This is a genomic window from Castellaniella sp. GW247-6E4 (genome assembly GCF_040276065.1).
GTDB lineage: Bacteria > Pseudomonadota > Gammaproteobacteria > Burkholderiales > Burkholderiaceae_B > Castellaniella.
The window spans coordinates 154,354-168,254 of record NZ_JBELOI010000009.1; the positions used below are offsets into that span (position 1 = coordinate 154,354).

Below are 13,901 nucleotides of genomic sequence, written 5' to 3' on the forward strand. Positions count from 1 at the left end.
TGCTCCTCAAATGGTGATGAATGCGACTTCAGCTCTGTTGCGCCTGCGAGCGATACCACTCGAGCATCTCGGCGCCCGTCATCGGGACGACGCCTTCATGCCCGAGGATGTAGTCCAGGAGTTGCTCCAGATACTTGATGCGGTGCGGCACCCCGGTCAGGAAGGGATGGATCGAGATGGACATCACACGGACCGAGTCGGCGCTTTCCTGGTACAGGCGGTCAAACTGGTCCTTGCCACGGCGCCAGATCTCGTCTGAGGGCTGGAGCTGGACCGCGCTGATCACGACGTCATTGATCTCGACCGGGTATGGCAGCGCGGTCATGGTTCCGGTGCGGGTGTTGACCGGCACTGGCTGATCATCCAGAACCCAGTTGGCCACGTACTCGATGCCCGCCTCGGCAAGCAGATCGACCGTTTCATCGGTTTCGGTCAGGCCCGGGCTCTCCCAGCCACGCGGCGCCTCGCCGGTGAATTCCTTGATGGCCTCGATCGTCTTCCGTATGGCCTCGCCTTCATCTTCCATCGTGTGCATCGGCGCCTGCACATAGCCGTGGCCCATGAACTCCCAGCCAGCATCGCGGGCGGCTTCACAGGCTTCTGGATAGACGGCGCAGGCACTGCCGTTGACGGCAAGCGAGGCCTTCAGGCCGCGGCTGCGCAATGCGTCGAGATAGCGCCAGAAGCCGACGCGCATGCCGTATTCATGCCAGGCCCAGTTCGGGACGTCAGGCAGCATGGGTTGGCCCATGGGCGGCGGAAGGATCACACGCGGCATCGGTCTTTCCGGGCGCCAGTTCTCGATGTTGACGATAACCCACAAGATGATTTTTCCGCCGTTCGGCAGGCGCAGTTTTTTTCTCTTATGTATCGGCTCATAAGGAACACGTGCCCGGACACTGCTTCCTGCCTTCGACATCTCACTTCTCCATCAATAAAAAGCCCGCGAGCCAAGGAAACGGCTCAGCGGTGTCGTATGGGGATCATCCTAGGGCCCGGCTTTTGCCGTGTCAATCAACAGATCGAATTTATCTCATTTAATGAGAATATTAGGGATAATCCCCTATATGTGCTTCGTTGAAGCAGTTATTCTCCTTTATTACTGATATTGAAGGAATATATTGAGGAATTAGGCATTGCTCATCGCATTGAATCCTTCCTTGAATCCCAGGAGCCACAAAATAAAGAATCAATTAATGAGAATTTAAGATTGTATTTGAAAGAGGCTCGGACTATCATGGCGTCCGAGCCCCACTGCGGGAATCCGGGAAGATCGTCGATGCCAAGAAACGCCATAGCAGGCGGACTGGCGATTGGGGCGCTAGTGCTCCTCGCCTTCAACCTGCGCCTCATTTTTCCGAGTCTGTCCGTTCTCCTGCCGGAAATCACCCGGACGAGCGGGATCTCCGCCGCAACGGCCGGGTACGTTACGGCACTGCCCATGATCTGCCTGGGCGTGTTCGCACCGATCGCACCGATCTGCGTGCATCGCTTCGGCATCGAGCGCACCCTGGTCGTCGCCCTGCTGGGCCTGACCGCCGGCACGGCGCTGCGGGGCTTCCACGGCCTGCATGGGCTGGTGCTAGGGTCCCTGCTGGCCGGCGCCTGCATCGCGGTCTGCAATGTATTGCTGCCGGTCCTGGTCCGGCGCGATTTCAGCGGCCGGGTTGCGCTCGTTACGGCGCTCTACGTGACGTCGATGAACCTAGGATCGGCCGCGGCGGCGGCACTGACGATCCCCCTGATCCGCGCGCTGGATCTCGCCTGGAGCAGCGGTCTGGCACTATGGGCGCTGCCCGTCGCCCTGGCCAGCGCCCTCTGGCTGCCATGGCTCAAGAGGCGGCCAGATCGCCGCGGCGGAACGTATGCCTCCGGCGATGTCTGGAGAAACCGGCTGGCCTGGCAAGTCACCATCTACATGGGCCTCCAATCATCGATGGCCTATACGGTCCTGGGCTGGATGGCGCCGATCCTGCGTGAGCGCGGCATGGATCCGGCCACCGCGGGCCTGGTGACCTCGGCTTGCATCGTCGCGAACCTGGCGGGCAATCTATTGGCGCCCGCCGTGATCAAGCGGGCGCCTGACCAGCGGCTGTTGAGCCTGGCCCTCGCACTGGCTTGCGGCTTGCCGCTGACCGGCCTGCTGATAGCCCCGGTGGCCTGGGCGTTCCCGCTCTCGCTGGTCCAGGGGCTTGCTCAGGGCGCGACGTTCTCGACCGTGTTGACGATCATCGTGTTGCGCTCGCCCAATACCGAGACCGCCACGCTGCTTTCGGGCATGACCCAGAGCGCCGGCTACACGATCGGCGCTCTCGTCCCTTTGCTCATCGGCCTGATCCACCACTGGACCGGCAGCTTCACCGGCGTGCTGTGGCTGCTCGTGTTCGTGACCCTGGGCACGGCACTGTCGGGATGGTCTGCGGGGCGGAACCGGTATGTGGTGCTTCCCGGGGGATCTTCGCCTGCGGTCTCAACTCCGCATTGAGCCCACTGCCCACCCAGCGGACCGTGGCCACTAACGGATCAGGCCCGCCACACTGTCCGCAAGGGGCTGGGCCGCTTCCTCGCTCAAGGCCAAGCGGGTCTGGCCGACGCCTCGTCGCGCCCCCCCCCCCCCAACAAGGCATTGGGCAGGCTGTAGCCATCTCCAGGCCCAACCTGGATGAATACAACCTACCGACAATCCACACCTGGGCGCCCATGGTGATCACGGTCCTCCGTTTATAAGGGAGGACCGGTTTTTGCGCATGGCCCCTGAGTTGGTGTATGATTTCGTTCTTCGCAAAAACGCGATGGGCTGTTAGCTCAGTTGGTAGAGCAGCGGACTCTTAATCCGTCGGTCGGGCGTTCGAGCCGCCCACAGCCCACCAGGGATATACGCAAAAACGCCAGTCTTTCGGACTGGCGTTTTTTCTTTTCCGGCGTCTTTCAGCCGTCGCGGGGGCTCTCAGATGCGGGCCGCCAGCTCGGCCGCCAGGCCGATGTAACTGCGCGGTGTCAGCGCAAGCAGCCGTGCCTTGGGTTCGGCCGGCAGGTCCAGGCCCTGGATGAACTCGCGCAAGGCCTCCTCGGTGATGCCCTTGCCACGCGTCAGCGCCTTTAGCTGCTCGTAGGGCTGCGGCAGGCCATAGCGCCGCATGACCGTCTGCACTGGCTCGGCGAGAATCTCCCAGCACCGATCGATGTCCTCGTCGATCGCGGCGGCGTTCAGTTCGAGCTTGCTCAGGCCGCGCAGGCACGCATCGTAGGCGACCAGGCAATACCCCAGCGCCACCCCGAGGTTGCGCAGCACCGTCGAGTCGGTCAGGTCGCGCTGCCAGCGCGAAACCGGCAACTTCTCTGACAAGTGGCGCAGCACCGCGTTGGCCAGGCCCAGGTTGCCCTCGGAATTCTCGAAATCGATGGGATTGACCTTGTGCGGCATCGTTGAGGACCCGACCTCGCCCTCTTTCAGGCGCTGCTTGAAATAGCCGAGGGCAATGTAGCCCCAGACATCGCGGTCGAGATCGAGCAAAATGGTGTTGGCGCGACCGATGGCATCGAACAGGGCCGCCATCCAGTCGTGCGGCTCGATCTGGATCGAATAGGGATTCTGCGTCAGGCCCAGGCCGCCCAGAACATCGGCGCTGAAGGCCGGCCAATCCATGTCGGGATAGGCCGCCAGATGCGCGTTGTAGTTGCCCGTGGCCCCGTTCATCTTGGCCAGCGGTTCGACGGCGCGCACCGCGGCGAGCGCGCGCTCGAGCCGCGCGGCGACGTTGGCGAACTCCTTGCCCATGGTGCTGGGCGTGGCCGGCTGCCCGTGCGTGCGCGACAGCAGGGGCTGGGTGGCATACGCGCAGGCGAGCTCGCGCAGGCGCGCCAGCACGGCCTCGAGTTGCGGCACGATGGCCCGATCCCGCGCGCGGCCCAGCATGAGCGCATGCGAGGTATTGTTGATGTCCTCCGAGGTGCAGGCAAAGTGGATGAACTCCGCCGCGCGCGCCAGCTCCTCGTGATCGGCCACGCGCTCCTTCAGCCAGTACTCCACGGCCTTGACGTCATGGTTGGTGGTGCGCTCGATCGCCTTGATCCACGCCGCGTCGGCCTCGGAAAAATCCGCGACCAGCGCCGCCAACCGCGCACGCGCGTCGGCACTGAACGCGGGCAGCTCGGGCAGGCCGGCATCCGACAGGCCGATCAACCACGCGATTTCGACCTCGACCCGGTGTGCCATGAAGCCCGCCTCGGACAAGAGCGGCCTAAGGGCGTCGGCCTTGGCGGCATAGCGGCCGTCCAGCGGCGACAGAGCATTGAGCGTACTGAGCGAGGTGTCGATCTGCATGGGGAAATCACCAGTTGAAAATGCAGGCTGAATTCTAACATTCGCACGAGCCCCGTCTCCTCTGGCGCGGATATACCACAGAATCCCCGTCGAGACGCCACGAACCACGTCAAACGTGGCCAAACAGCCCCGCCCAGCCGATCGCCCCCCCCTGCTCCTGCTATACTTTCCAGGCCCGTGACTCCCTCGTTTTGCCATGAAATTGATCGGTACGCTGACCAGTCCGTACGTCCGTAAGGTACGTATCGTGATGGCAGAGAAAAAACTGGACTACGAGTTGGTCCTCGACGACGTCTGGGGCCCTGATTCCCAGGTGCCGGCACATAATCCGCTAGGCAAGGTACCCTGTCTGATCATGGACGAAAACGGCGCGCTGTTCGATTCGCGCGTCATCGTCGAATATCTGGACACGCTCTCGCCAGTTGGCCGGCTGGTCCCGCCATCCGGTCGCGAGCGCACCCAGACAAAGCTCTGGGAAGCCCTCGCCGATGGGGCCATGGACGCGGCCGTCACCGCCCGCCTCGAGCAGACCATGCGACTGCCCGCTCAACGCAGCCAGGACTGGATCGATCGCCAGTTGAACAAGGTCGCCGCCACGGTCGACCACATGGATGAGTTGCTGGGTGAACAGGCCTTCTGTACGGGCGTGAACCTGTGCCTGGCCGATATCGCTGTGGGTGCGGCGCTGAGCTACCTGGATTTCCGTTTTCCAGACATGAACTGGCGCGCCGGGCACGACAACCTTGATCGCCTGATGCAAAAACTCATGACGCGCCCGTCGTTCACGGGCACCCAATTCGCGGCGCCCAAATAAAACCCGGATTCGCGTGGGCCATCAGGCGTCGATGACGCCCCCGCCCAGGCACACCTCGCCGTCGTACAGCACGGCTGACTGACCGGGGGTCACGGCCCATTGATGCTCGTCGAAGGCCAGGCTGAATCCGTCATCGGCTTCGGGGCGCAACACACAGAGCGCATCGGACTGCCGGTAACGCGTCTTGGCTCCGTAACGTCCGGGCGTGGGCGCTTCGCCGGCGATCCAGCTCGCATCCCCGGCCTGCAGGGTCCGCGTCAACAACCAGGGATGGTCATGCCCCTGGACGACATACAGCGAATTTGTCCGCAAGTCTTTGCGTGCGACGTACCAGGCATCGGCCGTGCCGTCCTCGCGCTGCCGGCCGCGCACGCCGCCGATCCCCAGGCCCTTGCGCTGGCCCAGCGTGTAGAACGCCAGCCCCTGATGACGGCCCAGCTCGCGCCCGTCCGCCGTCAGGAGCGGCCCGGGCTTGGTCGGCAGGTAGCGGTTCAGGAACTCGCGAAAGGGCCGCTCGCCGATGAAGCAGATTCCCGTGGAGTCCTTCTTGCCCGCGTTGGGCAGGCCCAGCTCGCGGGCGATGCGGCGCACCTCGGTCTTGCGGATCTCGCCCAGCGGGAACAGCGTGCGGGCCAACTGATCCTGCCTGAGACGATGCAGAAAATAGCTCTGATCCTTGCTGGCATCCACGGCCTTGAGCAATTGGCTGCGGACGCCCGCGGGCGACTCGATGCGGCGCACCCGGGCATAGTGGCCCGTGGCGATGTAGTCGGCCCCGAGACTCATGGCATGGTCGAGGAAGGCCTTGAACTTGATCTCGGCATTGCAGAGCACATCGGGATTGGGCGTGCGGCCCGCGGAATACTCACGCAGAAACTCGGCGAACACCCGATCCTTGTATTCGGCCGCAAAGTTCACAGCCTCGAGGTCGACGCCGACGACATCGGCCACACTGGCCGCGTCCAGCCAATCCTGGCGCGCGGAGCAGTACTCGGTATCGTCGTCGTCCTCCCAGTTCTTCATGAACAGGCCGACGACCTCGAAGCCCTGCTGCTTCAACAACCAGGCCGAGACCGAGGAATCCACACCGCCCGACATGCCGACGACGACGCGCGCGCGCGTCGTGGAGCGTTCACCCATGGGTGATGGCCTCGTCGACGATCTCGATCCAGTGGCGCACCGGCGCCTGGGTGCCGCTTTGCAAATGCGTGATGCAACCGATGTTGGCCGAGACAATGTGCTCGGGCAGGGTCTCCTGAATCGCCTCGAGCTTGCGCTCGCGCAGCGCCTTGGACAGCGCCGGCTGGGTAATCGAGTACGTGCCCGCCGAGCCGCAGCACAGATGCGAGTCGGCAAAGGTCTGCAGATCGAAGCCCAGCTCGCCGAGCAGCCGCTCGGTCACCGCGCGCAGGCCCTGCCAGTGCTGCAGCGTGCACGGCGGATGAAACGCCGTGCGTCCCGGCGCGACGCGCATGCGCGCGCGCACCTCAGCGGCCATGGGTGCGAGGAACTCGGCCACGTCCCGGACGTGTTCGACCAAGCGCGCCGCTTTTTCGGCATACGCTGGATCGTGGCGCAGATGATGCGCGTACTCGCGCACCATTGCCCCGCAGCCCGAGGCGTTGATCACCACCGCCTCGACCTCACCTGACTCCAGCAGCGGCAGCCACGCATCCACATTTCGGCGCATCTGCGCTAGCGCCGCCTCCTGGGCATCGAGGTGAAAATTGATGGCCCCGCAACACCCCGAGCCGGTGGCAAATCGGGCCCCCACCCCGATCGCATCGAGCACCCGCATGGTGGCGGCATCGATCGAGGGCATCATGGCGGGCTGTACGCAATTGGACAGCATCAGGACCTGGCGCGTATGGCGGCGCGCATCGACGGGCAAGGCGCCCGCCGGGCGCGCGGCGGCAATCTTGGATTGGAGGACGGCCGGCAGCACGGGCCGCGCCAGGCGCCCGATCCGGTAGAGTGGCGCAAACCAGGGCGAGCCCAGCACCCGGCGCAGCGTCTCACGCAGCAGCCGCTCGCCCAGCGGCCGGCGCACTCGCTCGCTGACGATCTGGCGGCCGATGTCCACGAGCGCGCCATACTGTACCCCCGAAGGACAGGTCGTCTCGCAATTGCGGCAGGTCAGGCAGCGATCGAGGTGCTGCTGGGTGACCATTGTCGGCTCGGCCCCCTCGAGCACCTCCTTTATCTGGTAGATGCGCCCGCGCGGACTGTCGAGTTCATCACCCAGGAGTTGGTAGGTCGGACAGGTCGCCAGGCAAAAGCCGCAGTGCACGCAGCGGCGCAGAATCTCATCGGCCTCACGGCCCAAATCGGTGTCACGTGCCCAATCCGCAAGATTGGTTTGCATAGTCTGGCCTCAGAATTCCGGATATAAGCGATGGGGGTTGAACAGGCCCGCGGGGTCGAATTCGTGCTTCAGGCGCCGATGGATCTGCAGCACGCTGGCGGCCAGCGGGTGAAAGACCGCGTGCCCGCCGGTTTGGCCGTCATGGTGGTACAGACAGGCCGAGCCACCGACCGCCTGGGCGCGTGCGCGCACCTGGGCGCCGGCCTCCAGCGGCGCGGACACCCAGCGCAAGCCGCCCTGCCACTCGATGAGCGTCTCACCCAGCGCCAGCGGCTCGGTCGTCGGCGGTACCGCGAGGCGCCACAAGGGGCGCTGCGCAAAGAACGGGTGCGTCTGGTCGCGCAAGGCCTGCCAGAACGCCGCATCGGCCGCTTCGAGCACCTCGCCCCCGATTGCGGCGCTCGCCTGGTTGACGGCCGGTTCATTGCCCGAGAGGCGCACGTACAGCCGCCCGCCCTCGGGACCGTCGATCCAGGCGGTGGCCGACACCGGCAGGGGCTGCGCGCGCCAGCGCACGCACGAGGCCAGCGCCTGCGCCTGGTCGACCTCGAGCACGCGCGTCAGCTCGCGCCGGGGTAGCGGCATCACCTTCAGGGACACCTCGACGATCGCGCCCAGCACGCCCAGCGACCCCGCCAGCAGGCGCGAGACGTCGTAGCCCGCAACGTTTTTCATGACTTCGCCGCCAAAGCGCAGCACATTGCCATTGGCATCGAGCAGCCGCACGCCCAACACGAAGTCGGACAAGGGGCCGGCCGCCATCCGGCGCGGCCCCGACAGCCCCGTGGCCACGCAACCGCCCAACGTGCCCTCGGGCCCAAAGCGCGGCGGCTCGAAGGCCAGCATTTGGCCACGCTCGGCCAGCGCGTCCTCAATCTCGGCCAGCCGCGTGCCCGCGCGCGCGGTGATCACGAGCTCGGAGGGCTCGTAGCCGATGATGCCGTGATAGGGTGCGATATCCAGCCACAGGCGATCGGCCGCCGGCTCGAATCCTCGGGGCTCGCCATAGAACATCCGGGTCGCCCCGCCACGGATGAGCACGGGCCGCTGGGCAGCGCGCGCGGTGGCCACTTGATCGCAAAACTCGGTCAGCACGAAATCCATCATGAACGCCTTGCCGTGTGCGTACGGCACTAGAAACGTGGAAGATCGGCAAAGCGCAGCTCGCCGTTGTGGACATGCATCTTGCCGTACTCGGCGCAGCGCACCAGCGTCGGGATGAGCTTGTTCGGGTTGAGCAGGCCGTAGGGATCGAAGGCGCGCTTCAAGGCCGAGAACGCGTCGAGCTCCTCGCGCGTGAACTGGCTGCACATCTGGTCGATTTTCTCGATCCCCACGCCGTGCTCGCCGGTGATGGTACCGCCCACCTCGACGCATAGTTCGAGGATGGCCGCGCCGAAGGCCTCGGCACGCGCCACCTCGCCGGGCTGGTTGGCATCGAACAGGATCAAGGGATGCAGATTGCCATCGCCCGCGTGAAACACGTTCGCGCAGCGCAGCCCAAAGCGCTCTTCCATTGCCGCGATCTCCGAGAGCACCCGGCCCAGATGGCGCCGTGGAATCGTGCCGTCCATGCAATAGTAGTCGGGCGAGATGCGTCCGGCCGCCGGAAAGGCGTTCTTGCGCCCCGCCCAGAACCGCAGGCGCTCTGCCTCCGAGGCGGACGCCTGCAGCCGCGTGGCCCCAGCCTCGCGCAACAGCGCCTCGACGCGCGCCACCTCATCGGCCACCTCCTCGATCGTGCCGTCGGACTCGCACAGCAAAATCGCCTCGGCCTCCAGATCGTAGCCCGCCTGCACAAAGGGTTCGACCATGTGCACCGAGCGCTTGTCCATGAACTCGAGCCCTGCGGGGATGATCCCGTCGGCGATGACGCGCGCCACCGCCTGGCCGGCCGCCTCGACGCTGGCAAAGCTCGCCATGACCACCTGCGCGAGCTGCGGTCGGGGAATCAGCTTGACGGTCACCTCAGTGACCAGCCCCAGCATGCCCTCGGAGCCGATGAAGGCCGACAGCAGGTTCAGGCCCGGCGCATCCGGCGCCTCGCCCCCCAGCTCGATGATCTCGCCCTCGATGGTCACGACCCGCACCCGCAGCACGTTGTGCACGGTCAGTCCGTACTTCAGGCAGTGCACGCCGCCTGAGTTCTCGGCCACGTTGCCGCCGATCGAACAGGCGATCTGGCTGGACGGATCGGGGGCATAGTACAGCCCGTGCGCGGCAGCCGCCTCGGAGATCGCCAGGTTGCGCACCCCCGGACCCACCACCGCCACGCAAGCCTGATCATCGAGCCGGTGAATGGTGTTGAGCTTGGCCAGGCCCACCAGCACCCCCTGGGCATGGGGTGTGGCCCCGCCCGAGAGCCCGGTGCCCGCGCCGCGCGCCACCAGCGGCACGTTGAACGCCCGGCAGGCCCGCAGCACCGCCACCACCTGATCCTCGTTCTCGGGCAAGATCACCACCGGCGGGCGCTCCCGATACAGCGTCAGCCCATCGCACTCGTAGGCCGTGGTCTGCTCCACCCGGGTCAATATGCAGTGCGCCGGAACGTCGTGCGCAAGACTCGACAGCAGGCCGGCGAAGTCCGGCGCGCCACCTGGTGCTTGTTCTCGACGGGATGTATCCATGGTCATTGATGACTCGTTCATGGGGCTGGCGGCCGTGGCAGCACCTTCCCCGGATTGAGAATATCGCGCGGGTCGAGGGCGGCCTTGAGGGCCGCCATCACATCCAACGCATCCTGGCCGTGTTCTGCACGCATGAACACCTGTTTGTGCAAACCCACGCCATGCTCGCCAGTGCAGGTCCCTTGCATGGCGATGGCGCGCTCGACGAGCCGATGGTTCAATTGTTCGGATTCGGCCCATTCCCCCGGATCGTCTGGATCCAGGAGCATCAGGACGTGGAAATTCCCGTCCCCGACGTGCCCCACGATTGTATAAGGAAAACTCGCCTGGTCCAGTTCGGCGGCGGTCTGGCCGACGCACTCGGCCAGGCGCGAAATCGGCACGCACACGTCGGTGGTGCTGGCGCGGCAGCCCGGACGTAACTGCAGACCCGCGAAATAGGCGTTGTGCCGCGCCGTCCACAGGCGGTTGCGATCCTCGGGCCGCTCGGCCCACTCGAAATCCATGCCACCGTTCCCGCGGGTGACGTCCTGAACCTGGGCCGCCTGCTCGCGCACCGAAGCGGGGCTGCCGTGGAACTCGAACAACAGCAGGGGCGTCTCGCGCAGACTCAGATGGCTGTACCGATTGGTCGCGCGCACGGCGCCGGCGTCCATGAACTCGACGCGCGCCACCGGCACGCCGAGCTGGATGATCTCGATGACGCTGCGCACGGCCGCGTCCAGGCTGGGGAAATTGCAGATGGCGGCCGAGACGGCCTCGGGCAGAGGGTACAGGCGCACCGTGACCTCGACGATGATCCCCAGTGTCCCCTCGCTGCCCACGAACAAGCGGGTCAGGTCGTAGCCCGCAGAGGATTTGCGCGCCCGGTTCGCGGTCTGGATGACCCGGCCGTCGGCGGTCACGACCTTCAGCGACATGACGTTCTCGCGCATGGTGCCGTAGCGCACCGCGTTGGTGCCCGAAGCCCGGGTGGCCGACATGCCCCCCAGGCTGGCGTCGGCGCCTGGATCGATCGGGAAGAACAGGCCAGTATCGCGCAAAGCCTCATTGAGCTGCTTGCGCGTCACGCCGGCCTGGACCGCCGCCGTGAAATCCTCGGCATGGACCTCGAGGATCCCGTCCATGCCGGACAGATCGAGGCTGACGCCGCCCTGCACCGCCAGCAAGTGGCCTTCGAGGGAAGTGCCCGCGCCGTAGGGAATCAGGGGCACGCCATGCGCATGGCAGTGCCGTGCCGTCCAGACCACGTCGTCGATCGTCCGGGCGAACACCACGGCCTCGGGCGGCATCGGCGGATACGGCGATTCGTCGCGTCCGTGTTGCTCGCGCACCGAATAGGCGAGCGAACAGCGCTCGCCGAAATGCGTCTGCAAGGCGGCCAGGAATCCCTCCGGCACAGGCCGGGACCGCTGTTCGAAAATCAGGGTATCCATGTGTTTGTCCTATCGGATGCCGGCGGAATGGGTCAGGCGGCGTCGCCCACCGAGGCGGCGGCCAGGGCGGTGCGCCGGCCCACCACCGCCGCGGCCAGGCGCTCGAGCACCGTCACTGACGCATCCCAATCGATGCAGCCATCGGTGATGCTCTGACCATAGACCAGCGGTTGCCCCGGCACCAGATCCTGACGCCCGCCGACCAGATGGCTCTCGACCATGACGCCGAAGATCCGCTCGTCCCCCCCTTCGATCTGGCGCGAGATGTCCTCGATCACCAGCGGCTGACGGGTGTAGTCCTTGTTGCTGTTGGCATGGCTGGCGTCGATCATCAGCCGCGGCCGCATGCCCGCCTTTTCCAGCGCCTGCGAAGCCGCCTCGATGCTCTCGGCATCATAGTTGGGGCTCTTGCCGCCGCGCAGAATCATGTGGCAGTCCTCGTTGCCCACGGTGGACACGATGGCGGAATGGCCGCCCTTGGTCACCGACAGGAAGTAATGCGGCTGTGAGGCCGCCTTGATGGCATCCTGGGCGATACGGATGTTGCCATCCGTTCCGTTCTTGAAGCCCACCGGGCAGGACAGGCCCGAGGCGAGCTCGCGGTGCACTTGGCTCTCGGTCGTCCGCGCGCCGATCGCCCCCCAGGACACCAGGTCGGCAATGTACTGGGGCGTGATCATGTCCAGGAATTCGCTGCCCGCCGGCAAGCCCAGGCCGTTGATGTCGATCAGCAGTTCGCGCGCCGTGCGCAGGCCCTGGTTGATGTTGAAACTGCCGTCCAGGCCCGGGTCGTTGATCAACCCCTTCCAACCCACCGTGGTGCGCGGCTTTTCGAAGTAGACACGCATGATGATTTCCAACTCGCCCCTGAAGCGCTCGCGCTGCTCGGCCAGGCGCCGCGCATATTCGAGCCCGCTCGTCGGATTGTGGATCGAACACGGCCCGATCACCACCACCAGCCGGTCGTCCCGGCCCTGCAACACCTCGTGGATGACCCGCCGCGCATCGTAGACCCCCTTGGAGATCGCGGGCGTGCAGGGAAACTCGCGCATGATGTGGGCCGGAGGGGCGAGTTCCTTGATCTCGCGGATACGTAAATCGTCGGTATTGTGTGACACGGTCATGCTCCATCGGTTGCCGGATTCCGAGGCGGCACAAAAAAAGCCGCCTGGCTGCGCCGGCGGCTTTTTTGGGAATTTTGTTCGACTACTTTTTTGTACAACGATCCCCTTCCTCCACCAGCGGCTTTGGAAACATAAAAAAGTAAAAAAAATAGGGAACGGCGTACATGGAATCATCCTAGCACATTCGCGCCCGGATGCCAAACGGTGCCTCACGAGGCGCCGCCGATATTCAGCCCGCCATCGTTTCCTGGTGAATGATTTCCATGAAATTGATTCGTATAGAAATCATTCTATAATTGATCATTCGAAGAAGTATCATTTGATGTGAACACAGGAGACCCGCATGAACAATAAACGCAAACAACTCGTCCTGGGCCTGGCCGGCGCCTGCGTCATGAGCCTGGCCGGCACGTCGGCGGTCTCGGCCGATCTGGCTGAAATCCAGAAAAATGGCGTGCTGCGCGTCGCGGTCGCCAACGAAATCCCCTATGGGTACATGGATGTGAGCGGCGAGGCCAAAGGCGTCGGCCCGGACGTCGCCAAGCACATCGCCAAGGCGCTGGGCATCAAGAAGATCGAATGGACGACCACCAATTTCGGCTCGCTCATCCCCGGGCTGAAGGCCAAGCGCTACGATATGGTGGCCGCCGAGATGGCGATCCTGCCGCAGCGCTGCGAGCAGGTGCTGTTCTCGGAGCCCAACAGTTCGTATGGCGAGGGCCTGCTGGTCGCCAAGGGCAATCCCGAGAACATCCACAACTACGAAAGCTTCGCCCAATCCGGCCACAAGATCGCCATCATGGCGGGTGCCGATCAGCTCGAGATGCTGCAGGCGCTGAAGGTCCCCGATGCCCAAATCGTCACGATCGCCAACAACGCCGATGCCATCTCGACCGTATCGACCGGGCGCGCCGACGGCTATGCCGCCACCAGCCTTACCGTGGGCCAGCTTGCGGCCAAGAGCGACAAGGTCGAGGCCGCCAAGGATTTCAAGGACCCGGTGGTCGACGGCGCGCCGGTGCGCAGCTGGGGCGGTTTCACGTTCGACCAGAGCTCGACCGCGCTGCGCGATGCCGTGAACGCCGAGCTGGCACAGTTCAAGAAAACCCCGGCCTGGGGAAAAATCCTCAGCGGCTACGGCTTCTCGGCCGAGGACGCCAAAGGCTCCTTCACCAAGACCACCGCCCAGCTCTGCGCACAATGACCGTCCA

General features: G+C 64.9%; 11 protein-coding genes and 1 tRNA gene. 4 read left to right on the forward strand and 8 right to left on the reverse strand.

Annotated elements, in window-relative coordinates; all coding sequences use genetic code 11:
* Positions 1 to 28 precede the first annotated feature (28 nt).
* Positions 29 to 919, reverse strand: coding sequence for a polysaccharide deacetylase family protein (locus ABS761_RS12500; RefSeq protein WP_350408659.1), 891 nt, complete (start codon positions 917 to 919; stop codon positions 29 to 31).
* Positions 920 to 1,279: 360 nt separating this feature from the next.
* Between ABS761_RS12500 and ABS761_RS12505 the strand changes: the two genes are divergently transcribed.
* Positions 1,280 to 2,485, forward strand: coding sequence for a CynX/NimT family MFS transporter (locus ABS761_RS12505; protein ID WP_350408660.1), 1,206 nt, complete (start codon positions 1,280 to 1,282; stop codon positions 2,483 to 2,485).
* A gap of 309 nt (positions 2,486 to 2,794) precedes the next feature.
* A tRNA-Lys gene (locus tag ABS761_RS12510) sits at positions 2,795 to 2,870 on the forward strand.
* Between the two features lie 77 nt (positions 2,871 to 2,947).
* On the opposite strand, the gene purB is transcribed toward ABS761_RS12510, so the two are convergent.
* The gene (gene purB, locus ABS761_RS12515) at positions 2,948 to 4,324 is read right to left on the reverse strand and encodes an adenylosuccinate lyase (protein ID WP_350408661.1); all 1,377 of its coding nucleotides are present in this window, start codon (positions 4,322 to 4,324) and stop codon (positions 2,948 to 2,950) included.
* Positions 4,325 to 4,520: 196 nt separating this feature from the next.
* Between purB and ABS761_RS12520 the strand changes: the two genes are divergently transcribed.
* Positions 4,521 to 5,138, forward strand: a complete 618-nt coding sequence (locus tag ABS761_RS12520; RefSeq protein WP_350408662.1) for a glutathione S-transferase N-terminal domain-containing protein — start codon at positions 4,521 to 4,523, stop codon at positions 5,136 to 5,138.
* 21 nt (positions 5,139 to 5,159) lie between these two features.
* On the opposite strand, the gene mnmA is transcribed toward ABS761_RS12520, so the two are convergent.
* Genes mnmA through aroG form a run of 6 tightly spaced genes read right to left on the reverse strand, consistent with a single transcriptional unit; the run spans position 5,160 to position 12,690 of the window.
* Positions 5,160 to 6,278: a tRNA 2-thiouridine(34) synthase MnmA gene (mnmA, locus tag ABS761_RS12525; protein WP_350408663.1), complete on the reverse strand. Its 1,119-nt coding sequence runs from the start codon at positions 6,276 to 6,278 to the stop codon at positions 5,160 to 5,162.
* The gene (gene glcF, locus ABS761_RS12530) at positions 6,271 to 7,503 is read right to left on the reverse strand and encodes a glycolate oxidase subunit GlcF (protein ID WP_350408664.1); all 1,233 of its coding nucleotides are present in this window, start codon (positions 7,501 to 7,503) and stop codon (positions 6,271 to 6,273) included. The genes mnmA and glcF overlap by 8 nt, the downstream gene beginning before the upstream one ends.
* A 9-nt stretch (positions 7,504 to 7,512) precedes the next feature.
* Positions 7,513 to 8,607, reverse strand: coding sequence for a glycolate oxidase subunit GlcE (gene glcE, locus ABS761_RS12535; protein ID WP_350408703.1), 1,095 nt, complete (start codon positions 8,605 to 8,607; stop codon positions 7,513 to 7,515).
* Positions 8,608 to 8,636: 29 nt separating this feature from the next.
* Positions 8,637 to 10,130, reverse strand: a complete 1,494-nt coding sequence (locus ABS761_RS12540) for an FAD-linked oxidase C-terminal domain-containing protein (RefSeq protein WP_502881430.1) — start codon at positions 10,128 to 10,130, stop codon at positions 8,637 to 8,639.
* A gap of 17 nt (positions 10,131 to 10,147) precedes the next feature.
* Entirely contained in the window at positions 10,148 to 11,566 is a 1,419-nt protein-coding gene (locus ABS761_RS12545; protein WP_350408666.1) for an FAD-binding oxidoreductase, read from the reverse strand.
* 32 nt (positions 11,567 to 11,598) lie between these two features.
* A complete protein-coding gene (gene aroG / locus ABS761_RS12550) occupies positions 11,599 to 12,690 on the reverse strand; it encodes a 3-deoxy-7-phosphoheptulonate synthase AroG (protein ID WP_350408667.1) in 1,092 nt (363 codons plus the stop codon).
* Between the two features lie 343 nt (positions 12,691 to 13,033).
* Here aroG and ehuB point away from each other — a divergent pair, with 343 nt between their 5' ends.
* Positions 13,034 to 13,894, forward strand: coding sequence for an ectoine/hydroxyectoine ABC transporter substrate-binding protein EhuB (gene ehuB, locus ABS761_RS12555; RefSeq protein ID WP_350408668.1), 861 nt, complete (start codon positions 13,034 to 13,036; stop codon positions 13,892 to 13,894).
* The last annotated feature ends 7 nt before the right edge of the window (positions 13,895 to 13,901 follow it).

Bases quoted from the DNA above. Each gene is read 5' to 3' on its own strand.
- ABS761_RS12500 (WP_350408659.1), bottom strand. From the start codon at position 919: ATGTCGAAGGCAGGAAGCAGTGTCCGGGCACGTGTTCCTTATGAGCCG.
- ABS761_RS12505 (WP_350408660.1), top strand. From the start codon at position 1,280: ATGCCAAGAAACGCCATAGCAGGCGGACTGGCGATTGGGGCGCTAGTG.
- purB (WP_350408661.1), bottom strand. From the start codon at position 4,324: ATGCAGATCGACACCTCGCTCAGTACGCTCAATGCTCTGTCGCCGCTG.
- ABS761_RS12520 (WP_350408662.1), top strand. From the start codon at position 4,521: ATGAAATTGATCGGTACGCTGACCAGTCCGTACGTCCGTAAGGTACGT.
- mnmA (WP_350408663.1), bottom strand. From the start codon at position 6,278: ATGGGTGAACGCTCCACGACGCGCGCGCGCGTCGTCGTCGGCATGTCG.
- glcF (WP_350408664.1), bottom strand. From the start codon at position 7,503: ATGCAAACCAATCTTGCGGATTGGGCACGTGACACCGATTTGGGCCGT.
- glcE (WP_350408703.1), bottom strand. From the start codon at position 8,607: ATGGATTTCGTGCTGACCGAGTTTTGCGATCAAGTGGCCACCGCGCGC.
- ABS761_RS12540 (WP_502881430.1), bottom strand. From the start codon at position 10,130: ATGGATACATCCCGTCGAGAACAAGCACCAGGTGGCGCGCCGGACTTC.
- ABS761_RS12545 (WP_350408666.1), bottom strand. From the start codon at position 11,566: ATGGATACCCTGATTTTCGAACAGCGGTCCCGGCCTGTGCCGGAGGGA.
- aroG (WP_350408667.1), bottom strand. From the start codon at position 12,690: ATGACCGTGTCACACAATACCGACGATTTACGTATCCGCGAGATCAAG.
- ehuB (WP_350408668.1), top strand. From the start codon at position 13,034: ATGAACAATAAACGCAAACAACTCGTCCTGGGCCTGGCCGGCGCCTGC.